The following is a 21471-nucleotide window of genomic DNA, read 5'->3' on the forward strand; positions in this document are numbered from 1 at the left end:
AGCTGTTCAGCCGACGGGAATCGACAGCGTCGCCCGCAGGCCACCCTCAACCTGGTTCTGCAGTGTGATCCGCCCACCCAGGCGGGTCGCGATGGTATTGACAATGGTCAGCCCCAGACCCGCGCCCTCGGGATTGCCCCGGCTGTAGAACCGCTCGAACAATCGCGCCCGGTCCGCTTCATCGATACCCGGGCCCTGATCGTCAACACTCAAGTGGTAGAACCCGTTGGCCTGGGTTAATTGCACGCTGATCACCCCATGCTCGGGCGAGAAGTTGGCGGCATTGGTGATGAGGTTGTTCAGGGCAATATCGATGGTGGCGGCATCGGCGAGCGCAGGGAAAGGTTGGTCGCTGACGTCGAAGGCCAGTTCCAGATGCTTGCTCAGCAGCCATGGCGTGAGTTGCACCAGACTGTTGCGCACGGTTTCGCCAAGGTCGATACGCTGCCTGGCAGGCGCGTTGGCCGTGGGTTCGAGGCGCGCCATGGTCAGCAGCTGATTGACCAGACGGCTGGTGCGATCCACGCCGGCGATCAGAAACTCGAGTGATTCACGACGTTCCCGCTCGGTGCCGGCCTCCAGCAGGTTTTGCGCATGCACCCGCAACACTGCGAGCGGGGTGCGCATTTCGTGGGCGGCGTCGGCGATGAAACGGCGTTCACGACCGAGTACTTCCTGGATCTGCGCAAGCATGCGGTTGAGCGCAGCCTGCATCGGTTCGAGCTCGCTGGGCAGGGGTGTCAATTGCAGCGGTTCGAGGGAGCCGCTGTGCCGGGCGCGCAAGGTCGCCGCCATGTTGGCCAGGGGCTTGAGCCCCCAGCCGATGGCCAGCCAGATCATCGCCGCCAGGATCAGGCTGCCGATCACGTTCGGCCACAGGGTATGACGGACGATCCGGTCAACCAGATCCGCCCGCACGTCACCGCGCTCACCCACCCAGATGCGCAAACCGTTCTGTCTGTCTTCCAGGACAAACGCTCGCCAGTGACGCTTGTTCAGATCCACCACATCGCTGAAGCCGGGCTGGATCGGCGGTGCGCTGAAAGAGGGCGCGCTGGCGGTATGCACCAGGACTTCGCCCTTGGCATTCCAGACCTGAAAGGCGAGTTTTCTTTCGTAGGGATGGCCGTCCCCCTTGGGCACGGCTTCTGCCAGTGCCGAGTTGAACGCCCGATAAAGATCCGCGTGTTCCTGCCCCGGCAACGGCATGCGCATCACGCCTTGCAGCAGACGCGCGTTCTGCGCCAGTTGCGCGTCGTAGACCTCGGCGATTTCGTGGTTGCTGTCGTGCAGGTTGAACAGGCTGAGCACCATCAGTCCGGCGAGCATCAGGCCGATGATCAGGGTCAGGGTGCGGCGCCGGATCGAGGTCATCGACGCTCCTCCACCAGATAGCCCACGCCACGGATGGTGCGGATCAGGTCGGTGGAGAATTTCTTGCGCAGGTGGTGAATGTGCACTTCCAGGGTGTTGCTTTCGGCTTCTTCGTTCCAGCCGTAGAGCAGTTGTGTCAGGTGGTCGCGGGTCATGACCCGGCCTGGCGGCGACAGCAGTTCGTGCAGCAATTTATATTCCTTGGGCGTGAGCACCACCGGCTGGCCCAGATAGCTGACTTGCTGGGTCCCGGGGTTGAGGCTGATGCCGGCGTGTTCGATCAGCATCTGCGCGCGTCCGGCACTGCGCCGCAGCAGGGCGCGCAGACGGGCCTTGAGCTCGGCCAGGTCGAAGGGCTTGATCAGGTAGTCGTCAGCGCCGGCGTCCAGCCCGGAGATGCGGTCTTCGGTGGCATCGCGGGCGGTGAGAATCAACACCGGCAGGTTCGAACCGCTGGCGCGCAGCCGACGTAACACCTCGAGCCCGTCCATGCGCGGCAGGCCGAGATCGAGCACCGCCAGATCAAAGGTCTCGCTGAGCAGGGCGTGCAGAGCGCTGCTGCCGTCCTTGAGCCAGTCGACGGTGTAGCCCTCGCGCCCCAGCGCCTGATGAATGCCCTCGCCGAGGGCCACGTCATCCTCGATCAGTAATAAACGCACACGGACTCCTGTCAGTCGAGTTTCTTGTTCACGTCCACCAGCAACGCGGCGATCTCTTTGCGACGCCCGGCATCGGCACTTTCCCGGCCCGGACGCGGCGCGGCCTGCAGGGCTTTTTGCAGCGCTGCCCTGGCTTCAGCGTAGCGTTTTTGACGGTAAAGGTGATCGCCCCAGAAGTACAGGCTGTCGATGCCTTCGGGGTTGAGTTGCAGGGCCTGTTTGAGCAGTTGCTCAGCCTTGTCGCTGTCGCCGAAACCGATCGGCCAGCCCGGCACCCGGTCGTACAGCGCAGCGAGGCTGGTGTAGGCCGAACCTTGCAGTGCCTTGGGGTCGAGGGTCAGGGATTTTTCCAGATCAGCCTTGGCGTCCTTGGCTTTGCCCAAAGCCCCCAATCCGCCCTCGGCACCGGCCCAACTGCTGGTGACGATGCCTTTCCAGATCCAGGCCTCGGCGACAGCCGGACGTTCGGTAGCAAAGTGCGTTGCCTGGGTGGCCAATTGTTCAAACGCAGCGGCCCGCTGTTTTTCCGGGGTCTCGTATTGGATGTGCGCCCAGCTCTGCTGGATGCTGTTGAGGCGTTGCTGATCGGCGGCGTCCAGCGCCCAGACACTTTGACTGAGGGCGCCCAGCAGCAGGCAGGCGAAGAGTTTTTTCATGGTTTTGGCGTCTCGTTTGCGGGTTTTTCACTCAGGCGACGGATCAACGGCAATTGTTTGCGCAGACCGCGATCCACCAGATTGGGCAGCAGGCTGTTGAGGCGCACGAAAAAACGCTCAGGCCAGCCCAGATAAAGGTCGCGTCGATCACCGGCAATCGCATGGATCACAGCGGCGGCGACAGCTTGCGGGTCGTCGACGCTAGACTTGAGCGCATCGTTCAACGCTTGGGCAGCGGGGCTGTTCATGGTCGTTCGGGTGGCGCGCGGCGCGACGTACAGCACGCCGACCCGGGTGTCCGCCAGTTCCCGGCGCAAGGCCTCGGAAAACCCGCGCAAGGCAAACTTCGTGGCGCAATAACTGGCATAGCCGGGATAACCGATCGAACCGTAGGTCGAGCCGACGTTGACCACCATGGCGCTGTCGGCCTGTTTGAGCAGTGGCAGCAACAGTTTGGTCAGGCAGATCGGTGCACTGATATTCACCGCGAGCATGGCATTGATGTCGCTGTCGTCGAGCTGTTCCAGCATCGCGAAGTGATTGACCCCGGCGGCGTTGATCAGCAGGTTGATGCCGCCGATGGCCTCGGCGGCGGCCAATACGTTGCGCCGGTCGCTGAGGAATGTCAGGTCGGCGGCGACCCAGCGCAGGTTCTGCGGGTAACGTTCGAGCAGCGGACGCAGCGATTCCTGGTGCCGCGCCACCGCCAGCACCGTTGCTCCGGCGGCGCACAGGGCCTGAGTGATGGCCAAGCCGATGCCACCGCTGGCACCCGTCAGCACCACACGGGCTTCATGCAGCTGCATGGTGTGCCTCCGCGTCGCGGGGCAGGCCACGGAACATGTCGGTGTAGAGCCGATAGACGACTTTCGAGGCATGGATCACCGCCGCCTGATCGGCCGGATCTTCCAGCTGATTCATCAGCCGGCGATAGGTTTGCATGTGCTCGATGTCGAGCGAACCGTGGGAGCTGAGGTAGCTGAACGCCGTTTCCGGCAGGGCCAGACGATCGCGGATGCTGCCCGCCGCATGGGTGGCCAGCGCGATGCTGGTGCCCTCGAGCACATTGACCATGCCGAACAGGCCGACCGGGTTGCCCCGGGCGATCAGGTCATAGAGGTAGCTGACCATCAGCTCGATCGGCAGCGACGGCTGGCCGTCACGCACTGCATTCCGGTCACCACCACAGGCCTCGATGTCGTCGAGTACCCACTGCTCATGGCCGTATTCGTCCTCGATGTATTCGCACACGGCTTTGCGCAACCATTCCAGGTGCGTCGGCAGGCGCGCGCCGCAGGCCATCATCAACGGTACGGTGTGACGAACGTGGTAGTAGGCCTGGGCGAGAAACGCGCGATAGCTTTCAAGGCTGACCTTGCCTTGCAGCGCATCGAGGATGATCGGCAGGTTGAACAGCTCGTGGCGTTCCTGTTGTGTGGCTTCTTGCAGGGTGTCGAAAAAACTCATGGTGCGGATTCCTCGCAAAGGACGGATTCGGTGAGCACGGTGCGGTACTGCGCAACGATGGCATCGCGGCGCGGGCGACCGTTGGCGGTGAGCAGGCCGTTGGCGGCGGTAAAAGGTTGTTGCAGACGTGTCCAGTGATGCACTTGGGCGTAATCGGGCAAAGCCTCGTTGGCAGCGGCGACAGCGGCGGCCAGCTGTGCATCGGTGCAGTCCGGACGGTGCGGCCAGAGCAGGGCGTGGTTGTGCGGCAAGGCCTCGCCATACACAAAGGCCTGGGCAATGTGCTGGCGCTGGGTCAGTTCGGACTCGACCCATTCCGGGTTGACGTTGCGCCCGAAACTGGTGACGAACTGATGCTTCTTGCGGCCCTTGAGGTAGAGAAAACCTTCCGGGTCGAACTCCCCCAGATCGCCGCTGGGCCACCATTCATCGCTGAACGCCGGTTCGCCAAGGTAACCGAGCAGGGTCGAGCCTTTGATCAACACCTCTCCGTCTTCGGCCAGGCGCACGTCGACGTGGGGCAGGGGTCGCCCGACACTGCCCGGACGCCGGGCCCCGGGCCGGTTGAGACAGACCACCGAGGCGCACTCGGACAGGCCGTAGCCTTCGTAGACCGGCAGACCGACCCGTTGCGCGCGGTGCAGCAGATCCTCGGAAACCCGTGCGCCACCGACGGCGGCAAATCGCAGCGATTGCGGATCGAAGGCTTTCTGTTCGGCGGCGCTGACCAGCAACAACAGCAATTGCGGCACCAGAATCAGACTCTCGGGCGCTCGGTTGGCCAGGCAACCGAGCAAGCGCGGCAGATCGACGCCGCTGGCGCCCTGGATGCCCAGGGTTTTCTGGCTCGGCACGCTCAGCGTCGCGCCGGCGTACAGCGCCGCGTAACAGCCGAGGTTTTCCAGCAGGATCGCCAGCGGCAGCAACGCCACGTGATGTTGAGGGGCTGTGGGTTTGCTGGCTTCTTCCAGCTCCCGAGCGACCCGCAGCAGACTGTCGGCGCTCAGGCACACGCCCTTCGGTGTACCGGTGGTGCCGGAGGTGAACGTCAGTTTGGCGGTGCCGACTGGCAGGCGGTTCGGGCCTTCAAAAGTGCGGCACCAGAATTCACCGCGTTGTTCATAACCGGCGGCGAGCAATTCTGGCTCCAACTCCGGTTCGGCGATCACTCGCTCGGCTTGGCTTTGCTCTAGGCAATGGGCACGCTGCGCGGGGCTGAAAAAGGGCGGCAGCGTCACGCAGGCCAGACCTTCAAACAACGCCGCCAGATCCCAGAGTATGGCTTCGACGCCGTTGTCCAGCGCCAGGGCGATAACCTTCACGTTTTCATCGCGCAAGCGCTGCTGGCGGTACATCACCTCGGCGTACAACGTCGTGTAGCTGATTTTCAGCGTGTCGCCCCACAACGCCAGGGCGTTGTCATTGCGCCCTGCATGGCTGCGCAGGGTTTCCTGGAATCGTTGCCGTTCAAGCGACATGGCAGGCTCCTTCGACAGACGTCGGCAATCCCAGCCGGCTGAACAGACCGATGTTGCGCAGATGAATGAAACCGGCGCGGATATTGCCCACGTGCACCCAGGGTTTGCTTTCGTAGTAACTGCCCCAGTGGTGACGGTCATCGCCCAGGCGTTCCGGGTCGGCGGCGCACAGCGTTACCGGTTTCAGACCCAGGCGATGGAAGCTGTTGACCAGCCCGATATTGCCGGTGAAGGTCACCCACTCCAGGCCACCCATGGCCAGCAGGTAAGTGATGGCAATGATGCTCAGGCGTGCGCTGCCCGTGTCGCTGGCGGCGAGGTTGCCGACTTCGACGATCGCGCTGCGCTCCACCGGACGGTCGGCCGCGGCGCTGATCACCGGCTCGATCGACTCGTCCAGATAGCGTTCGAGAAACAGCGGCTCAAGGTGCGCACGGCGTACCCCGGCCACCGCGCACAGTTCGCCGCGGTCGTTGTGCACACCAAACAGTTCGGGCATGAAATGGCGGATATCTGCGCCGTGGGCCTTGCGAAAACGTTGTTGAATGAACGCTTCGAACCCCGCCCGTTGAGCGTCACCCGGCGGGGCGCTCGACAGTTGCATCTGCGGTGTTTCGCCGTGGCCAAAGCGCAGGGGCAGGGGGATGTTCCAGTCAGAATCGGGCATGGGCTGAACGCCTCCCTCAATAGGTTTGAGTGGAGTATCCGGGCCATTTCTTAACGAAGTCTGAAGGTGAAAAAAGGTTAACGAATGACGGATCTTCAGATTGTCTTAAGACTGTCACGGCAGGGTGACGTCGTCGGTTCGCCCGGCAACCGGATCGAGACAGCCGAACGAATCGGCCGTCGCTCACAACAATCACGAGGCACCTATGACCCGCGACATGGCCGCACCCCGTTATGGAAAACTGTCGATCACCTTGCACTGGCTGATGCTGGCGCTGTTCGTCGGCGTATACGCCTGCGTCGAAATCAAGGGTTTCCTGCCCCGAGGCAGCGAAGCGCGAGGCCTGTTAATGGGATTGCACGGGGTGTTCGGCGCGAGCATTTTCGTCCTGGTGTGGGTCCGCCTGCTCGGCCGCCTGACGCCGCGTCCGCCCATTACCCCGAAACCTCCCGCCTGGCAGACCGCAATCGCGCACCTGATGCACCTGGCCCTGTACGGGCTGATGATCGCTACGCCGGTGCTGGCCTGGCTGATGCTCGCCGCCGGCGACAAACCGTTTCCGTACTTCGGCTTTCATGTGCCGGCGCCGTTGGCGCTGGACACCGATATGGCCAAGCCGCTCAAGTACTGGCACGAGTCGATCGGCAATGCCGGTTACTGGCTGATTGGCCTGCACGCCGCCGCCGGACTGTTTCATCACTACTGGGTGGGCGACGACACCCTTGACCGGATGCTGGGAGGTCGCACTCGTTCCTGAGGCGCGGGAGCCTGCTCAGTCAGGCAGGTGCTCCGGCGACACCACCCAGACGCTGCACGGAATCTTGTACAGCAGGTGTTCGACCGTACTGCCGATCAACCGGCCTGCGCCACGATGGCCGACACGCCCCATGACGATCATGTCGATGTCATACCCGCTCGCATAGCTGCAGAGCACCTTGGCCGGGTTGCCCATGACCATGTGCTGACGCTCTTCTGGAATGCCGTTGCGCTCGGCCAGTTCACGGAAAGCGTCGGCCTGGGCATCGAACAGTGATCTGGCGGCGCTGGACGAGAAGAACGCCGAGGCATTGTCGAAGCCGAATTCATTGGCGCTGATCGATGACAGATCATGGGCATAGAGCACGTCAAGTTCGGCATTGCACAGGCTGGCCAGTCGGGCGGCCTCGCGCAGGATTTGGTCGTTGAAGCCGGCGTACTGCCCGTCACGGTGGAACGGGTCCACGGCGGCCAGGATCTTGCGCGGCAGGGCATGCCCGACATGGCTGACGAAATGCAGCGGTACCGGGCATTCGCGCAGCAAGTGAATATCCAGCGGGGTGAACATCAAGCGAGACAGAAACGATTCCGGCTCCAGCGCCTTGATCAGCGCCGCCATGGGCTGTTCCCTGAGGTGAATGAGGATTTCCTGTAACGGCCGCTCCACCCACACCACTTCCGTGGTGACGGTGACCCCGAGCTTGCGCATCGAGTGTGCCCGCTCTTCGAGCCACTGACGATGACGCTCGATATAGCCGATCCGCATCTGCTCCAGTGCCTGTTCGTTGACCATGCTGGCTGTTGCCAGACCTTCCAGGTAATCGAAAGCCACGATGTGCAGGGCCGCGCCCGCCGCTTTGGCCAGTGCCGCTGCGCGATCGAAAGCCGGGCTGTTTTCCATCAGGGGTGAGGCGACCAGCATGTAACGCGGTTGTTCTGACATGACGACTCTCCTTGGGCAGGAAGCTTTGAACCGATGGTCACAGGCTGCGCCGGCCCTGGGGTGGGCGCTTGATCTTTGTCAAACAACCGGTGACTGGCAGAACCCCGACAGACGGGTGGTCAATCGGCCTGGATGTCGTCGATTGTTGATCATTGTCAAGTGCCGGCCAGACCGTGCGGCGCAGGCTGGGACACGAGTCGAATCCCTCAGGAGAATGCTCATGGCCACCATGAAAGCCGCCATTTTTGTCGAAAACAATCGCATCGTGCTGGATGACAAACCGATCCCGGAAGTCAGCCCGCTGGACGCCTTGGTCCGAATAACCACCACGACCATTTGCGGTACGGATGTGCACATCCTGCGAGGCGAGTACCCGGTGGCGAAGGGTTTGACGGTCGGTCACGAACCGGTGGGCATCATCGAGCGTCTGGGTTCGCAGGTGCGCGGGTTCGCAGAGGGGCAGCGGGTGATTGCCGGCGCCATCACTCCCAGCGGTCAAAGTTACGCGTGCCTGTGTGGTTGTGGTTCCCAGGACGGGCCGGACACTCGCCATGGTTTCCGGGCCATCGGCGGGTGGAAATTCGGCAACACCATCGATGGCTGCCAGGCTGAATATGTGTTGGTGCCCGATGCCTTGGCCAATCTGTGTCCGATACCGGACGGCCTCAGTGATGAACAAGTGCTCATGTGCCCGGACATCATGTCCACCGGCTTCTCCGGTGCCGAACGGGGCGAAGTGAGCATTGGCGACAGCGTCGCCGTGTTCGCCCTCGGCCCCATCGGACTGTGTGCGGTCGCCGGTGCCCGGCTCAAAGGCGCCAGTACGATCATCGGGGTCGATGCGGTGGCCGAGCGCATGGCGGTGGCGCGTCGATTGGGAGCCACCCATGTCGTCAACTTCCGGGACGGGGATGTGGTGGAGCAGATCATGGCCCTGACCGACGGGCGCGGCGTCGATGTGTCGATCGAGGCGCTTGGCACACAAGGCACCTTTGAGTCGGCGTTGCGCGTGCTGCGTCCGGGCGGCCGCTTGTCGAGCCTGGGTGTGTACTCGAGCGATCTGCGCATACCGCTCGATGCCTTTGCCGCAGGGTTGGGCGATTACAGCATCGTCACCACCCTGTGCCCCGGAGGGAAAGAGCGCATGCGGCGTTTGATGGCGGTGGTGCAGAGCGGCGTGGTCGACCTTTCACCGCTGGTGACCCACCGATTCAAGCTTGATGACATTGAAGCGGCCTATGACTTGTTTGCGCACCAGCGTGACGGTGTGATGAAAGTGGCAATTACACCGTGAAGCTGCGGCCAGCCTGTCGGCAGGCTCATCGCGGGTGACGATGGCAGCCGACGATCAACTGCTTGAGCCCGTCCATGTTCTCAATGGTGACGTCGCGGCCGGTAATCTGCACCAGTCCCTGGTCGCGCAGGTGGGCGATGCCGCGACAGATGGTTTCGAGGCGCAGGCCGAGGTAGGAGCCGATTTCCTCCCGACGCATCTTCAACACAAAGCTGCGCGACGAATAACCACGAGCGTTCAAGCGTTGCGACAGGTTCAACAGGAACGCCGCCAGACGTTCATCCGAGCTCATGTTGCCCAGCATCATCAGCATGTCGTGATCGCGAACGATCTCACGGCTGAGGATCTTGTTCAGGTTGTGCTGCAGTGAAGGCAGCTCCCGGGCCAGTTTTTCCAGGTGGGCAAAATGGATGGGGCAGACTTCGCTGTCCTCCAGCGCGACCGCATCGCAGGTGTGCAGATCCGAACTGATGGCGTCCAGGCCGAGCATTTCACCGGCAATCTGAAACCCGGTGACTTGTTCGCGACCGTCGATCGACAGCACGCTGGTCTTGAATGACCCCAGCCGCACGGCATAGAGCGAGCGTAAAGGATCACCGGCACGATAGAGTGCAGCGCCTTTCTTGACCTTCAGTCGCTGGGCGATCAGCGTGTCCAGGCGCTCGATTTCCCCACCGCTCAAACCGAGCGGCAGACACAACTCCAGCACGCTGCAACTGGAGCACGCCGTTTTGAGTTGTTGATTGCGATACGAGCGAGTTTCTGCCACCGGGAAGCCCTCACTTTCAGCCTGTTGAGCATAGTTCCCGGGTCGCCATTGACACGGAAAAAGCGTTGTGAACCCTGGATAAACGACGAATGGATCCAGACTGTCAGACATTCACGCGCCTCAGAAACGAGTCATGAATCACTGTGGTGACGTATCTCTGATTCAGTTGATAAAAATCAGTGATCCAGACGTGCGCTGCCAGATACTTGAACGGCAGCATTTCCTGATTGTGGTCACATGCGGAGAAATCCCCGCTCATGTCGCTCTTCAGGAAATCAGCTTTTCAATCATCCAGGTAAACGTTTCAGGGAGAGGCACGTGGTGCTCAAACTCAAACGCATTCTATTGATAGCCCCTGGCGAAATGACCCTGACCCCGGCATTTGAACGCGCCTGTGCGCTGGCCTGTGCCACAGGCGCGCTGTTGCACATCGTCGCGTTCGATTATGTCCCGGCGCTGGCAGCGGCCGGGCTGTTTGCACCTGAGGCGATGGCTCAGGCGCGGGAAGGGTATCTGCAAGTGCATCGGCACTGGCTGGAACAGCAGGCCCGCTTCAAACGATGCATCGGTCTGCAGGTGACCACTGAAGTGGTCTGGGCCAGATCAAACCTTGCTCACGTGCTTGAGTACGTGAATGACTTTCATCCGGATCTGGTTATCAAGGATACCCATTACGTTCCGGCGCTCGACCGGGCCTTCCATCGCCCGCTGGACTGGCGCTTGCTGCGCGAATGTCCGGCCCCCCTGCACCTGGTGACCCGCGCCGGGCAGGCCAGGCCAATGAAAATTCTTGCAGCGGTCGATCTGTCACATCTGGAAGAACTGACGCAAGGGTTGAACGACCGGATACTTGACCTTGCTTGCACACTGGCGGCCGGTTGCGGCGCGGCGCTGCACTTGCTCAATGTCGGTTGCTGGGCGGTCATCGACGATGGGGCCATAAGCGTGCCGACAGGCAGCCTGGACGGCAGTCTGAAAGATGCCATCGAGGACGCCCAGCAAGAAGCGTTCGACGCACTCGCCGAACGCTATGGCATCCCGATTTCATGCAGACACTTGCTGACCGGCATCCCGCAAAAGGTCATAGGGCTGTTTGTCCGCCAGAATGCTTTTGACATGGTGGTGCTGGGCACGCTGTATCCCGACGGCAAACACCGCTACATCGGCAGTACCGTCGAGAGCGTGTTGAACCGGGCTCCTTGCAGTCTGATGATCGTCAAATCGCCGCAGCCCTCCGATTGAATGGGGGGCACTGCCGAGTTTTGCACTGGATGAGAATCAATGGTTGTTGCGGCTGGAGGAGGTATTTCAATGATGTTGTCGATCAACTCACGTCACGGATCGATGCGCCCGACATGTGGCCAGCGACTGTCGATACAGCGCGGGTCAAAAAGCATCCCGGGATCACGTATGCCGATGGTTCCATCCTGTTATGAGTGACGCACTGGGCCTGGCGGGGGCCGCCTCAGCATTGGGCATCGGCATGCTGGTCGGTCTGGAGCGCGAGCGCCACAAAGGGCGGGGCGACAGCCGTGCCTGTGCCGGGTTGCGCACGTTTGCGATCACGGCGTTGCTCGGTTACGTCGCGATGCAAGTGGGCGGCGCGCTGCTGGTGGGCATTGTGGGCGGCGGTCTGGCGGTGCTGATCAGCGTGGCTTACTGGCGCAGCCTGAGCGGTGATCCGGGGGTGACCAGCGAAGTGGCCTTGCTCACGGTGCTGGTATTGGGCGCGCTGTGTGGCACCGCACCGGAATTGGCAATCGCCATCGGCGTGGTCATGGCGGGGCTGCTGGCTTACCGGCAGAAACTCCATCACTTCGCCCGCAGCCAGTTGAGCGAAGCGGAGATGCGCGATGGGCTGGTGCTGCTGACCGCAGCGCTGGTGGTGCTGCCGCTGACGCCTGACCGGTTCATCGGTCCCTACTCGGCGCTCAACCTGCGCACGCTTTGCACATTGACCGTGTTGCTGATGGCCGTCGGCGCCATCGGGCATATCGCCGTGCGCACGCTGGGTGTGCGCTACGGCTACGCAGTCAGCGCCATCGCCTCCGGTTTCGCCTCCAGCACCATGACGATTGCCGCCATGGGGCATATCGCCCGTAAAGAACCGGAGCACCTCAAGGTCCTGAGTGCGGCGGCCCTGCTGTCGAACCTGGCTACAACTGCGCAGGTGGCGCTGATCCTCGGCACGGTCGATACCGCGCTGTTGCCGCACCTGTGGGGGCCGTTGCTGGCCGGATTCGGCGTTACGCTGCTGTTCAGCCTGGGCCTGCTGTTCCCCAGATCTGCGGCCGCTGCGAACCAGCCGATCAAGGTCGGCGGGGCGTTCAATCTCAAGCTGGCGCTGGCGGTCACGTTGACCATGGCCGGCGTGACGTTTTTGTCTTCGCTGATGCTCGACCACTTTGGCGAGGCGGGCGTGATGCTGACCGCCGTACTCAGCGGATTCGCCGATGCTCATTCTTCCACGGCTTCGATTGCCACACTTGCCAAGGGTGGGCTGCTGGATTACGGCGCCATTGCGCCGCCCGTGCTGCTGGCGGTCAGCAGCAACGCGGTGAGTAAATGCCTGATGGCCTGGATCAGTGGCGGGCGACGTTTCGCCGCGTATGTCATCCCCGGTCAGATTCTGCTGACCGCTGCCATGTGGGCCGGCCTGCTGGTGGATCACGCGACGATTTGACCGAACACTGACAAAAATCAAAGTGGTCATCGGTGGAAGGGGCACCCTGAGATCCATTCCCTGTCATCGCTCAATGCCGAGGTGCACCATGTCACAGGAACCCCGCCTGCTGCTGATCGCTCCGCCCGCCATGAACCACACGCCGGCATTCGATCGTGCCTTGGCATTGGCGCAGGCGCTGCAAAGACCGCTGCATATCGTGGCATTCGATTATCTGCAGGCGCTGGCAATGGCCGGGCTGTTTGCCCCCGAACAGGTGGCCGTGGCCCGTGACGCCTATCTGGAGAAACATCGCCACTGGCTTGAGGAACAGGCGACCCGGATGCGTGGAAACGGGATCGTCGTCACGAGTGAGGTGGTGTGGGTTCAGGATCCGTACGCGGAGATCCTGCAATTCATCAATGAAATGCCGCTGCTGCTGATCATCAAGGATGCCCACGAAGAATCGGCCCTCAAACGAGTGTTTTTTACCCCGCTGGACTGGCAACTGCTGCGCGACTGCCCGATCCCGGTACACCTGGTGACCAATGCCTTGAACCCGCGCCCCCGTCATGTGCTGGCGATCATCGACGTGCTGCGCAGCGAAGATCAGGATCTGGTGTTCAACGACCAGATTATCGACGCCGCATCGAAACTGGCCGAGGTGTGCAATGCCCGACTGCAGTTATTGCACGTCTACGATTGGACCGCCGCCTATGCGCAGGACTTCGGGTTTGGTGCGTTGCCGCTGGCCACCGGTATCTACGAGGCCCAGGGGACGGCGCAGCATGAGGCGTTTGCCGCGACGGCCGAGCGCCACGGCGTGTCGAACGACTGTCGCCATTTCATCGAAGGTGTGCCGGTGCCGGCCATTTGCCGATTCGTCGAAGAGCAAAATGTCGACGTGATCGTGGCAGGTACGGTGCAGCACAAAGGGATGAGCAAACGGCTGGGCACCACCGCCGAGCAACTCCTGCACCGGGCACCGTGCAGCGTGTTGGCGATCAAGCCGGGCAGGGGGCTCTAGCGCCGGTGCGTCGGCGATCGCCCGTACGGACGTTCGCCGGCAGCAGTGGCTACAAGTGCAGGCTGTGAATGACCTGGCGGGGATCGTCAGGGTCATTGTGCCGTTCGAATCCCAGCGTCCGGGCCAGATCACGCATGGGGGCATTGCTGGCGGCATCGACCGAGTACATTCGGTGCATTCCATTCTTGCGCGCCGCGCTGATCAAGTGCTCCATCAACAGTGTTCCCAGTCCCAGGTGCGTCCATTCATCAGCAACGGTAACGGCGCATTCGCACTCGTGCTCACCCGTGGCGGCATAGCGGCTAACGCCGATCTCGATCAGTTGACCGTTGTCGTGCACCAGCGCCACGTAGGCCAGGCGCAGGCGATTGTCGGTGTCCATCAATTGGTCCAGCATCGTGCCCGACGGTTCGTTGATCTGCGCCAGAAAACGCATATGCCGTGACTCCGGGGACAAGCGTTTGATGAACGCATACTCGCGTTCCCGATCCTTTTCCGAGAGGGGGCGGATCAGCACATGGCGACCGTCCTTGAGTGCTTCGATCCAGTGTTGGCCGGTGATCGAGGCATAGGCCGTGGCGGCTCGTTCGTTGTGGTCTTTGACGGTAAGCATGAGGTAATCCTCCCTGCGGTTTTAAAGACGGATGCAGGACACAGCGCCCCGCAGTCGCTTTCTTTCTACGCCGCTCGACGGGCAGGAATCTGATCTGGGTCAGAGACCGGTGATGTTGAATCGTCCGAAGTTGATGTAAATCAACTGCGCACCGGCAGCGCAGGCTCAGTCTCAAAGCCTGCGGTAGTCTTGCGGAGGTGTGTGATGGGGCAATATCAACGTTTGCTGCTGGTCGCCGACCCGACCCTGCATCAGACGCCCGCCATGCTGCGCGCGGTGGCGCTGGCCAAGGCGAGCGCAGCGGCCCTGGACATTCGGGTCTTCGCCGAACCGGCACCGGTGGTTCGTCTGTGGGAAGACAAAATCGATGAGGCCGGCTATCAGCGGTATCTGCGCCACCACCGTCGCTGGGTAGCCGATCAGCTTGAGCAATGCTCGGAACAGGGACTGAAAGTGACGGTGGACGTGGTGTTCACCACCCACGCGCAGCTGGACATCCTGCGGGCTGTCGCAGACCTCAAACCTGATTTGCTGATCAAGGACGTGACGCTCGAGCCCCTCCTTAAACGGGTTTTCATAACGCCGCTGGATTGCCATTTGCTGCGCGAGTGCCCGGTGCCCGTGCATCTGGTCAACGAGATCCGCTACGGCCTGCCGCACCGCATCGTGGCGGCGGTGGATCCGTTCGATCCCGAGACCCAGATCAGCGGCCTGAATGACTCCATCATTCAGACCGCCAATTCGCTGGCCACGCAATGTGACGCACCGTTGCACCTGCTCTACGCTTATGACTTGTCACCGGCGTTCAATGGCGATGCGCCGCTGGTCGGTGCCGGATGGGGAGTGGATTTTGTCGAGGAGCTGCGTCAGTCCCTGCACCAGGCTTTCATCAATCTGGCCGAACGCTACGGGATTCCGCCCGAGCGACGCCATTTTGTGATGGGGTTGCCGGTGCCGGTCATCGGAGAGTTCGTCGAGCAATACCTGGCGGATGTGGTCGTGATGGGCACGGTGCACCGCACAGGTATTGATCGGTTGATGGGCAGCAATACCGAGCGGGCGCTGTATTCGCTGCCTGGAAGCATTCTGGCGGTGGGGCCGGGCGTTCGAGCCCAAGTGCAACGTCCTGCATCTGACGAGAGGTCTTCATGAGCCAGTATCAACGGTTGCTGCTGATCATCAATCCGCTCCTGCGCGAGTCCGCTGCGATCAACCATGCAGCGGCGCTGGCCAAGACCAGTGGCGCGCGCTTGCACCTATTGGCGCTGATTCCCTCGCTCGACGGTTTGTCGCTGCTTGAAACAGGTGACCGGCAACAGGCGCGCGAGGCATTGCTTCAGGATCATCGCCAGGCGCTGGAGGCCCGGGCGGTCAAGCTGCGCGACAGGCGGATCGAAGTGACCATCGAAGTGGACTGGGCCGCTGATGTTGAGCAGCGCATCCTTGCTCATGTCAACGCGTACGCGCCCGATCTGTTGATCAAGGAAATCGAACAGGTGTCGGCCCTCAGGCGCGCGTTTTACACGCCACTGGACTGGCAATTGCTGCGCGATTGTCCGGTACCTGTCTACCTGGTGGGCGGAAGCGGCTATGTGTTGCCTCGCAAAGTGCTGGCGGCGGTCGAGGTGTCGGATATCGAGTCCGCCGACAACTCGCTGAACGAACAGATCATCCGGCAGGCCAGTGCGCTGGCCATCCAGTGCGACGCCGAGTTGCACCTGCTCTATGCCTGCGACATTTCCGCCGCGTACCTGGCGAACATGGGCGAACTGCCCCTCGCCGAACTGACCCGGTCACTGCGCGAGGACCTGCAAAAATCGTTTCTTCGACTGGCCGGGCATTTCGGTGTGGCCTCCAGTCAACGCCACTTCATCGAAGGTCGCCCAGTCACCGTGCTGAGCGAGTTCTCCGACGAGCAGCATGTCGATGTCATCGTGATGGGCAGGGTTCGCAAGCGGGGCCTGAGCAAATGGTTGGGCAGTACCACCGAGCACATTCTTTACCAGGTGCCTTGTTGCGTTCTGGCGGTTTGACGGGGTTTGCTGAGCGGTCGGCAGGCGGGATGCTTCCCGTTGGTCAATCAGCGTATTGACATATCGAATAATCTCGATATTCTCGCGACATGGACCTGATCGAAGTATTCAAAGCACTCTCAAACCCGGTACGGCTTGAAATCCTGAAAGGCTTGAAGGACCCCGTAAAGAACTTCCCCCCGCAGGATGAGGGTGACGTTCACACGGTGGGTGTGTGTGTGAGCAGCATTCAAGAGGGCATCGGACTCTCGCAGTCAACGGTGTCCGGTTATCTTGCAACGCTGCAGCGCGTGGGCCTGGTTGAAGTCAGGCGCATCGGTCAGTGGACCTACTACAAGCGCAATGAAGCCAACATCAGCGCTTTGGCCGAGGTCATAGGGAAAGAGCTGTAAAAAATTTTACCGCAGAATATCGAGATATCTCGATATCCCTTATTGTCGATACGAGGATTCACCATGAAAGCGATGCTGCTTGAATCATTTGGCAACCCTGAATCGTTCAAACTTTACGACGTACCCAAGCCCGTACCGGGCGCCGGGCAAGTCCTGGTCCGGGTACACGCCACCTCCATCAATCCGCTGGATTACCAGGTTCGACGTGGCGACTATCCGGACCTGGTGCAACTGCCGGCCATCACCGGACATGACGTCTCCGGCGTCGTCGAAGCGGTCGGCCCCGGCGTGACGGCGTTCGCCCCCGGAGATGAAGTCTGGTACACGCCGCAAATCTTCGACGGCCCCGGCAGCTATGCCGAGTACCACGTGGCGTCTGCCAGCATCATCGGCAAAAAGCCGCGCTCGCTGAGCCATCTCGAAGCGGCCAGCCTGAGCCTGGTGGGCGGGACGGCGTGGGAAGCCCTGATCGTGCGGGCAGCGCTCAGAGTCGGGGAGAGCATCTTGATCCATGGCGGCGCAGGCGGCGTCGGTCACGTCGCCATCCAGCTCGCCAAAGCGATGGGCGCCAAAGTGTTCACCACCGCGCGCGAAGCAAACGCCGAGTTCGTCCGCCGCATGGGCGCCGATGTGATCATCGACTACGAAAAGCAAGACTACGTCGACGCCATCCTGCGGGAAACCAAGGGCCTCGGAGTGGATGTGGTGTTCGACACCATCGGCGGCGATACCCTGTCGCGCAGCCCCGACGTCCTCGCACAACTTGGCCGGGTGGTCTCGATCGTCGACATCGCCCAGCCACAAAACCTCGTTCAGGCCTGGGGCAAGAACGCGAGTTATCACTTCGTGTTCACCCGCCAGAATCGCGGCAAGCTCGATGAATTGAGTGCCCTGGTGGAGCGCGGTCAACTGCGGCCCCATGTTGGCGCGGTGTATTCGCTTGCGGAGATTCCGCTGGCCCATGCGCGGTTGGAGAGTCCCAACAATGGTCTTCAAGGGAAGATTGCCATTGCGGTGGCGCCCTCGCTTAGTGCGGGTTCGGTGGGGGAGGCGTCATGATTTATGAGATCGCTTTGCTACCCGTTCACGCAGAACGCGTTGATGAGTTCAGACGCGCATTTGCCGAGGTAGCGCCTTTGCTCCGCCGCGCGAAGGGTTATGGCGGGCACATGCTTGCGCAGGGGATCGAAACGCCGGAGCGGTTCAATCTGATTGTGCGGTGGGACTCGCTTGAGGCTCACACGGATTTTGAGGCGGGGGAGGATCACAGGGTCTTCATGTTGGGGCTAGAGGCGTATTTTTCGGAGGAGCCGCAGGTTTATCACATTGAGGGGGCGGCTTTTACTGCCCGCGAAGGTGATGGAGCGCTTTGGTCCGGAAACTGAAACACGCTTTTGTGGGGAGGCGAGCCGGACTGGGTGACAGTCCGGCTTTTGTCCGGAGTTAAACGCGGTGAGCATTGGTTGTTTAAATCAGTCCTACAGTCACACCCGGATGCCCACAGCGCCTTGCGCCGTCCCCTACACCTAAGACAGAATCCGCCGGCTTGTGCGTCTGGACCTCCGACCGTAACTTGATTCCCGTCACTGCCCATCAGTGATCGGGTCTGCAAGCCCGCCGGAAAAACCAGTCGCACAGCCTGCCAAAAGGACGCTCGTTCGCGTCCGCTCAATGGCGGCTTTGTGCGGGAGACCCTCGGGTCTGCCGGGTGCCTGGTTTCCCGGTCTTGCAGACCCGCACATGGCTGCCACCCATCATCTGCAAGTGATGCTGGTAGCTCCTAATCAAAATCAGGAGTTTCACCATGATCAAACCGACACCGAATCCCCCGGAAACCGATCCGGTTTCCCCCTACAAATTCCCCGACTCCCGAACCCTGAACGAGGCAGCCGAACGCGCGCTCGACCATTACCTCACTCCGCAGCAACGGGTCATGGGTAGTCACCACAAACACGATCCGATGTACCTGGCTAATCCAGCGTACGACACTGAATCCCTGCTCGCCAATGCCAGCGAATCCCTAGGCTCGGCCAGCGAAATGCTCAACAACTTTGCCGCTACGCTGGAGCCCGCTCACCGTAAGACCGCGATAGGGATTGCGCAGATTGTGATGCTCGGGGAGTTGGCGGTGAATCAGGCGTTGGATAATGTTGAGCTAAAGTAGTAATCGAAAATAAGCCCAGTGATGAGAGAAAGGTTGTCATCACTGGGTAAATTTAGAAGACCGCATTGCCGACGATTGAAAAAAAGTGAGGAGAGCATCTACGTCAAGTGGAAATTGCTGTTTTTGTATATGCATAGGTACCAACATACGGCTTACAAAAAAATCATCCGAGCTAACGACAAAGGAGAAGCTTTTAAGTATGCTCGGTATATAGAAAGTACCATTTGTTGAAAAATAGGGAGTCTCAAAAAAATGTCTGGATATTGCTTTTATGCTCCTGAAGCTCAAGATCTAGTAGAGCTCGCAGGCATCAGGGAGAAGATAGAGGCGTTTGCGGAGCAAAATAAGAAACAAACCTACGTCCTCCGCAAGCCATTATCGAAAGATGATGCTCAATATGATTGTGATGAAGCTGTAGCAATTTTTTCTTCGGGTATGAAGCCCTGCTTCATAAATTTTGGCTCGGATGAAGAATCGTTCGAAGATTATGTCGAATTTTTTGTTGAAGATATTGCGTTTCTTTCAGAAAAATTCAGATATCGAGAAAAAATCGGCCGGAAACGTCACTGGTTTCCATTGTTTGAGCAGTGTGACGCAAGCGATTTGGATTTTGAAAACTTAATCATAGAAACTCCAACGGAGCGACGTTTAGTTGATCTAATTACCTCGCTGGTTGTAGGTAGTATTAATGATGTTTCTAAAATAAATCTGGAGGCGAGTGGTCTTTTAGATACCATAAAGTCAAAAATTGTATTGTTTGATACAGACCAAACAAGCTTTGTATTTCGATCTGGTGCGGGGAAGAAATTTGTAATCCAAGGGCTCGCTGGGTCTGGGAAAACGGAACTGCTATTACATAAGATAAAGGAAATTTATTCGCGCGACTTTGACGCAAGAATCGCCTTTACTTGTTTTAACAAAATCCTGGCATCTTCAATGAAGAGTCGCATCCCTAGTTTCTTTGACTTTATGAGGGTAGAGCGTCAGATTGACTGGAGTAATAAGCTTTTCTGCTTTCATTCGTGGGGAAGTGGAAGGGAACCATACTCTGGTATGTATCGATATATTTGTCATTATTATGGGGTGCCATTTCAGAGTCTTCAGGCTGGTAGTTTTGATCAGGTATGTAAAACAGCTATTGCAGCAATTAAAAAAATATCAGGGGAGAAGAAATTCGCTTTTGATTATGTGTTTGTAGATGAGAGTCAAGATTTTGCAAGTAGCTTTATCGAGTTGTGCGAGTTAGTGACGGCCAAAAAAGTATATGTTGCGGGAGACGTTTTTCAGAACATATTCAGACCAATAGATGAAGGTGTGAATCGTGCGGATATGGTATTAAAAAAATGCTATCGCACGGACCCAAAGAATCTTATGTTTTCGCACGCTTTGGGTATGGGGCTGTTCGAAAACCCAGTTTTGCGATGGTTGCAGCCTCACGAGTGGGACGCGTGTGGATATATATACGAAGAAAAAAATAATAGAGCTCAAGTGTCTCGTGACCCACTTCGTCGATTTGAGGATATCCCGGCTGACTTTAAAAGCACTACGGTGCACCAGCTTGTCGACGGCCTTTCGGTTGCAAATAATTTAGTTGAAGTCGTGAAGAATATCCGTCGCCGACATCCTACTGTTGAACAAGGCGATATAGCAATAATTTTGTTGGATAAGGATAATTACATCTATGATGTGATTGCACAGTTGAAGCCTCTGATTGAAGAAGAGTTAGGCTGGGGGGTGAATGTCTCTTTTGAAACGAAGAGAAGTGATCCCGATAAGCTATTTGTGTCTAACATTAACAATGCCAAAGGCTTGGAGTTTCCTTTTGTTATATGTTTTGCTCTGAATTTGCATAGGCATCCATCTTTCAGAAATGCTTTGTATACAATGATGGCTAGATCGTTTTTGGAGAGCCACCTGGTACTTGGCAAGAATGTCGATAAGGGTTTGTTGTCGCATGTTAATAGTGGGCTTGATTTTCTATCAATTAATTCATATATGGATCTTAGGATTCCATCTCCTATGGAGATTCAGCAGCGTGAATTCATTGTTTTAGACGAGCTACCATCGCTTGAAAAAATTGTTCGAGACTTCTGCAAAGAGAAAGAGGCAAATCCGAGTCCGCGATTGATTGCCAAGCTAATTGATAGGGTCGGATCAATCGTCGGTGATGCGGATTACGATGAAGAGTACCTTGAAATGATACTGAATGCCGAATATCAGAGGAACAAGATGATATGACAGCGTATTTTTTTAGGGGAGTTGCTCAGCATCACATGAGTAAGTTTTGCGCTGTTCGTGATTCTTTAGATAACATGGAGAACGTGCTTCAGCTCGCGGAGTTAGTTAATGCGTCATGTCATTGTAGAATACCTGAGTATGCTGCGGATTTTGATGTTGCAATATTCTCTGGTGACTATTGTCGTGCGTTAATTAGAAAGGGTGACGGCGGGCTCAACCGGTCAACGCAACGTACACTTTTCGTTCGTTGATTGGAGCAGATTAAGAAATGGCACGTAG

22 protein-coding genes are annotated in these 21471 nt (G+C 59.1%); 12 read left to right on the forward strand and 10 right to left on the reverse strand.

From position 1 onward, the window contains the following. Nucleotides 1-6 precede the first annotated feature (6 nt). The 7 genes from ACKJSM_RS21590 to ACKJSM_RS21620 are packed head-to-tail and all read right to left on the reverse strand — an operon-like array spanning nucleotide 7 to nucleotide 6301. Nucleotides 7-1374 (reverse strand): ATP-binding protein, encoded by a 1368-nt coding sequence (locus ACKJSM_RS21590; RefSeq protein WP_410238785.1) that lies wholly within the window; start codon nucleotides 1372-1374, stop codon nucleotides 7-9. Next, nucleotides 1371-2033, reverse strand: a complete 663-nt coding sequence (locus ACKJSM_RS21595; protein ID WP_410238786.1) for a response regulator — start codon at nucleotides 2031-2033, stop codon at nucleotides 1371-1373. The genes ACKJSM_RS21590 and ACKJSM_RS21595 overlap by 4 nt, the downstream gene beginning before the upstream one ends. Before the next feature lie 11 nt (nucleotides 2034-2044). After that, nucleotides 2045-2689: a tetratricopeptide repeat protein gene (locus ACKJSM_RS21600; protein ID WP_410238787.1), complete on the reverse strand. Its 645-nt coding sequence runs from the start codon at nucleotides 2687-2689 to the stop codon at nucleotides 2045-2047. Next, on the reverse strand, nucleotides 2686-3495 hold the full coding sequence (locus ACKJSM_RS21605) for an SDR family oxidoreductase (protein ID WP_410238788.1): 810 nt from the start codon (nucleotides 3493-3495) through the stop codon (nucleotides 2686-2688). The genes ACKJSM_RS21600 and ACKJSM_RS21605 overlap by 4 nt, the downstream gene beginning before the upstream one ends. Next, entirely contained in the window at nucleotides 3482-4156 is a 675-nt protein-coding gene (locus tag ACKJSM_RS21610; protein ID WP_236177724.1) for a TenA family transcriptional regulator, read from the reverse strand. Before ACKJSM_RS21610 ends, ACKJSM_RS21605 begins: the two co-directional genes overlap by 14 nt. After that, a complete protein-coding gene (locus tag ACKJSM_RS21615; protein ID WP_339487928.1) occupies nucleotides 4153-5634 on the reverse strand; it encodes an AMP-binding protein in 1482 nt (493 codons plus the stop codon). Before ACKJSM_RS21615 ends, ACKJSM_RS21610 begins: the two co-directional genes overlap by 4 nt. Next, nucleotides 5624-6301, reverse strand: coding sequence for a thermostable hemolysin (locus ACKJSM_RS21620; protein ID WP_236177726.1), 678 nt, complete (start codon nucleotides 6299-6301; stop codon nucleotides 5624-5626). Before ACKJSM_RS21620 ends, ACKJSM_RS21615 begins: the two co-directional genes overlap by 11 nt. A 205-nt stretch (nucleotides 6302-6506) precedes the next feature. On the opposite strand from ACKJSM_RS21620, the gene ACKJSM_RS21625 reads away from it, so the two are divergent. Then, nucleotides 6507-7058, forward strand: coding sequence for a cytochrome b (locus tag ACKJSM_RS21625; protein ID WP_236177727.1), 552 nt, complete (start codon nucleotides 6507-6509; stop codon nucleotides 7056-7058). A gap of 15 nt (nucleotides 7059-7073) precedes the next feature. Here the strand turns inward: ACKJSM_RS21625 and ACKJSM_RS21630 are convergent, their stop codons facing one another. Then, nucleotides 7074-8000: a universal stress protein gene (locus tag ACKJSM_RS21630; RefSeq protein ID WP_410238789.1), complete on the reverse strand. Its 927-nt coding sequence runs from the start codon at nucleotides 7998-8000 to the stop codon at nucleotides 7074-7076. Between the two features lie 220 nt (nucleotides 8001-8220). Between ACKJSM_RS21630 and ACKJSM_RS21635 the strand changes: the two genes are divergently transcribed. Continuing rightward, nucleotides 8221-9294, forward strand: coding sequence for an NAD(P)-dependent alcohol dehydrogenase (locus ACKJSM_RS21635; protein WP_410238790.1), 1074 nt, complete (start codon nucleotides 8221-8223; stop codon nucleotides 9292-9294). A 25-nt stretch (nucleotides 9295-9319) separates the two neighbouring features. Here ACKJSM_RS21635 and fnr read toward each other — a convergent pair whose 3' ends face one another. After that, nucleotides 9320-10063 carry a fumarate/nitrate reduction transcriptional regulator Fnr gene (gene fnr, locus ACKJSM_RS21640; RefSeq protein WP_236177730.1) on the reverse strand — a complete coding sequence of 248 codons (744 nt, stop codon included), beginning with the start codon at nucleotides 10061-10063 and terminating at the stop codon, nucleotides 9320-9322. Between the two features lie 321 nt (nucleotides 10064-10384). Between fnr and ACKJSM_RS21645 the strand changes: the two genes are divergently transcribed. The 3 genes from ACKJSM_RS21645 to ACKJSM_RS21655 all read left to right on the forward strand — a co-directional run bounded on the left by ACKJSM_RS21645 (nucleotide 10385) and on the right by ACKJSM_RS21655 (nucleotide 13752). After that, nucleotides 10385-11305 carry a universal stress protein gene (locus tag ACKJSM_RS21645; RefSeq protein ID WP_236177731.1) on the forward strand — a complete coding sequence of 307 codons (921 nt, stop codon included), beginning with the start codon at nucleotides 10385-10387 and terminating at the stop codon, nucleotides 11303-11305. 190 nt (nucleotides 11306-11495) lie between these two features. Further along, on the forward strand, nucleotides 11496-12746 hold the full coding sequence (locus ACKJSM_RS21650) for an MgtC/SapB family protein (protein WP_410238791.1): 1251 nt from the start codon (nucleotides 11496-11498) through the stop codon (nucleotides 12744-12746). An 88-nt stretch (nucleotides 12747-12834) separates the two neighbouring features. Then, nucleotides 12835-13752 (forward strand): universal stress protein, encoded by a 918-nt coding sequence (locus ACKJSM_RS21655; protein ID WP_410238792.1) that lies wholly within the window; start codon nucleotides 12835-12837, stop codon nucleotides 13750-13752. A 49-nt stretch (nucleotides 13753-13801) separates the two neighbouring features. Here ACKJSM_RS21655 and ACKJSM_RS21660 read toward each other — a convergent pair whose 3' ends face one another. Further along, on the reverse strand, nucleotides 13802-14365 hold the full coding sequence (locus ACKJSM_RS21660) for a GNAT family N-acetyltransferase (protein WP_339487913.1): 564 nt from the start codon (nucleotides 14363-14365) through the stop codon (nucleotides 13802-13804). Nucleotides 14366-14569: 204 nt separating this feature from the next. Here ACKJSM_RS21660 and ACKJSM_RS21665 point away from each other — a divergent pair, with 204 nt between their 5' ends. The 7 genes from ACKJSM_RS21665 (at nucleotide 14570) to ACKJSM_RS21695 (ending at nucleotide 21192) form a co-directional block, all read left to right on the forward strand. Continuing rightward, nucleotides 14570-15517: a universal stress protein gene (locus tag ACKJSM_RS21665; protein WP_339487911.1), complete on the forward strand. Its 948-nt coding sequence runs from the start codon at nucleotides 14570-14572 to the stop codon at nucleotides 15515-15517. After that, a complete protein-coding gene (locus tag ACKJSM_RS21670) occupies nucleotides 15514-16398 on the forward strand; it encodes a universal stress protein (protein WP_410238793.1) in 885 nt (294 codons plus the stop codon). Before ACKJSM_RS21665 ends, ACKJSM_RS21670 begins: the two co-directional genes overlap by 4 nt. An 89-nt stretch (nucleotides 16399-16487) precedes the next feature. Then, nucleotides 16488-16790, forward strand: coding sequence for an ArsR/SmtB family transcription factor (locus ACKJSM_RS21675; RefSeq protein ID WP_007950555.1), 303 nt, complete (start codon nucleotides 16488-16490; stop codon nucleotides 16788-16790). Nucleotides 16791-16853: 63 nt separating this feature from the next. After that, a complete protein-coding gene (locus ACKJSM_RS21680) occupies nucleotides 16854-17849 on the forward strand; it encodes a zinc-dependent alcohol dehydrogenase family protein (protein WP_410238794.1) in 996 nt (331 codons plus the stop codon). Beyond that, on the forward strand, nucleotides 17846-18175 hold the full coding sequence (locus ACKJSM_RS21685; RefSeq protein ID WP_236177738.1) for an antibiotic biosynthesis monooxygenase family protein: 330 nt from the start codon (nucleotides 17846-17848) through the stop codon (nucleotides 18173-18175). The genes ACKJSM_RS21680 and ACKJSM_RS21685 overlap by 4 nt, the downstream gene beginning before the upstream one ends. A gap of 419 nt (nucleotides 18176-18594) precedes the next feature. Further along, nucleotides 18595-18954, forward strand: a complete 360-nt coding sequence (locus ACKJSM_RS21690; RefSeq protein ID WP_410238795.1) for a DUF6124 family protein — start codon at nucleotides 18595-18597, stop codon at nucleotides 18952-18954. 252 nt (nucleotides 18955-19206) lie between these two features. Further along, nucleotides 19207-21192 (forward strand): DEAD/DEAH box helicase, encoded by a 1986-nt coding sequence (locus tag ACKJSM_RS21695; protein WP_410238796.1) that lies wholly within the window; start codon nucleotides 19207-19209, stop codon nucleotides 21190-21192. Nucleotides 21193-21471 lie beyond the last annotated feature (279 nt).

Source organism: Pseudomonas sp. PHC1 (genome assembly GCF_046487845.1).
GTDB lineage: Bacteria > Pseudomonadota > Gammaproteobacteria > Pseudomonadales > Pseudomonadaceae > Aquipseudomonas > Aquipseudomonas sputi.

What these genes read in the sequence shown, in the direction of transcription:
- ACKJSM_RS21650 (WP_410238791.1), top strand. Translation starts at nt 11,496, where the DNA reads ATGAGTGACGCACTGGGCCTGGCGGGGGCCGCCTCAGCATTGGGCATC.
- ACKJSM_RS21590 (WP_410238785.1), bottom strand. Translation starts at nt 1,374, where the DNA reads ATGACCTCGATCCGGCGCCGCACCCTGACCCTGATCATCGGCCTGATG.
- ACKJSM_RS21670 (WP_410238793.1), top strand. Translation starts at nt 15,514, where the DNA reads ATGAGCCAGTATCAACGGTTGCTGCTGATCATCAATCCGCTCCTGCGC.
- ACKJSM_RS21685 (WP_236177738.1), top strand. Translation starts at nt 17,846, where the DNA reads ATGATTTATGAGATCGCTTTGCTACCCGTTCACGCAGAACGCGTTGAT.
- ACKJSM_RS21665 (WP_339487911.1), top strand. Translation starts at nt 14,570, where the DNA reads ATGGGGCAATATCAACGTTTGCTGCTGGTCGCCGACCCGACCCTGCAT.
- ACKJSM_RS21625 (WP_236177727.1), top strand. Translation starts at nt 6,507, where the DNA reads ATGACCCGCGACATGGCCGCACCCCGTTATGGAAAACTGTCGATCACC.
- ACKJSM_RS21660 (WP_339487913.1), bottom strand. Translation starts at nt 14,365, where the DNA reads ATGCTTACCGTCAAAGACCACAACGAACGAGCCGCCACGGCCTATGCC.
- ACKJSM_RS21675 (WP_007950555.1), top strand. Translation starts at nt 16,488, where the DNA reads ATGGACCTGATCGAAGTATTCAAAGCACTCTCAAACCCGGTACGGCTT.
- ACKJSM_RS21620 (WP_236177726.1), bottom strand. Translation starts at nt 6,301, where the DNA reads ATGCCCGATTCTGACTGGAACATCCCCCTGCCCCTGCGCTTTGGCCAC.
- ACKJSM_RS21635 (WP_410238790.1), top strand. Translation starts at nt 8,221, where the DNA reads ATGGCCACCATGAAAGCCGCCATTTTTGTCGAAAACAATCGCATCGTG.
- ACKJSM_RS21695 (WP_410238796.1), top strand. Translation starts at nt 19,207, where the DNA reads ATGTCTGGATATTGCTTTTATGCTCCTGAAGCTCAAGATCTAGTAGAG.
- ACKJSM_RS21680 (WP_410238794.1), top strand. Translation starts at nt 16,854, where the DNA reads ATGAAAGCGATGCTGCTTGAATCATTTGGCAACCCTGAATCGTTCAAA.
- ACKJSM_RS21655 (WP_410238792.1), top strand. Translation starts at nt 12,835, where the DNA reads ATGTCACAGGAACCCCGCCTGCTGCTGATCGCTCCGCCCGCCATGAAC.
- ACKJSM_RS21690 (WP_410238795.1), top strand. Translation starts at nt 18,595, where the DNA reads ATGATCAAACCGACACCGAATCCCCCGGAAACCGATCCGGTTTCCCCC.
- ACKJSM_RS21600 (WP_410238787.1), bottom strand. Translation starts at nt 2,689, where the DNA reads ATGAAAAAACTCTTCGCCTGCCTGCTGCTGGGCGCCCTCAGTCAAAGT.
- ACKJSM_RS21605 (WP_410238788.1), bottom strand. Translation starts at nt 3,495, where the DNA reads ATGCAGCTGCATGAAGCCCGTGTGGTGCTGACGGGTGCCAGCGGTGGC.
- ACKJSM_RS21630 (WP_410238789.1), bottom strand. Translation starts at nt 8,000, where the DNA reads ATGTCAGAACAACCGCGTTACATGCTGGTCGCCTCACCCCTGATGGAA.
- ACKJSM_RS21615 (WP_339487928.1), bottom strand. Translation starts at nt 5,634, where the DNA reads ATGTCGCTTGAACGGCAACGATTCCAGGAAACCCTGCGCAGCCATGCA.
- ACKJSM_RS21610 (WP_236177724.1), bottom strand. Translation starts at nt 4,156, where the DNA reads ATGAGTTTTTTCGACACCCTGCAAGAAGCCACACAACAGGAACGCCAC.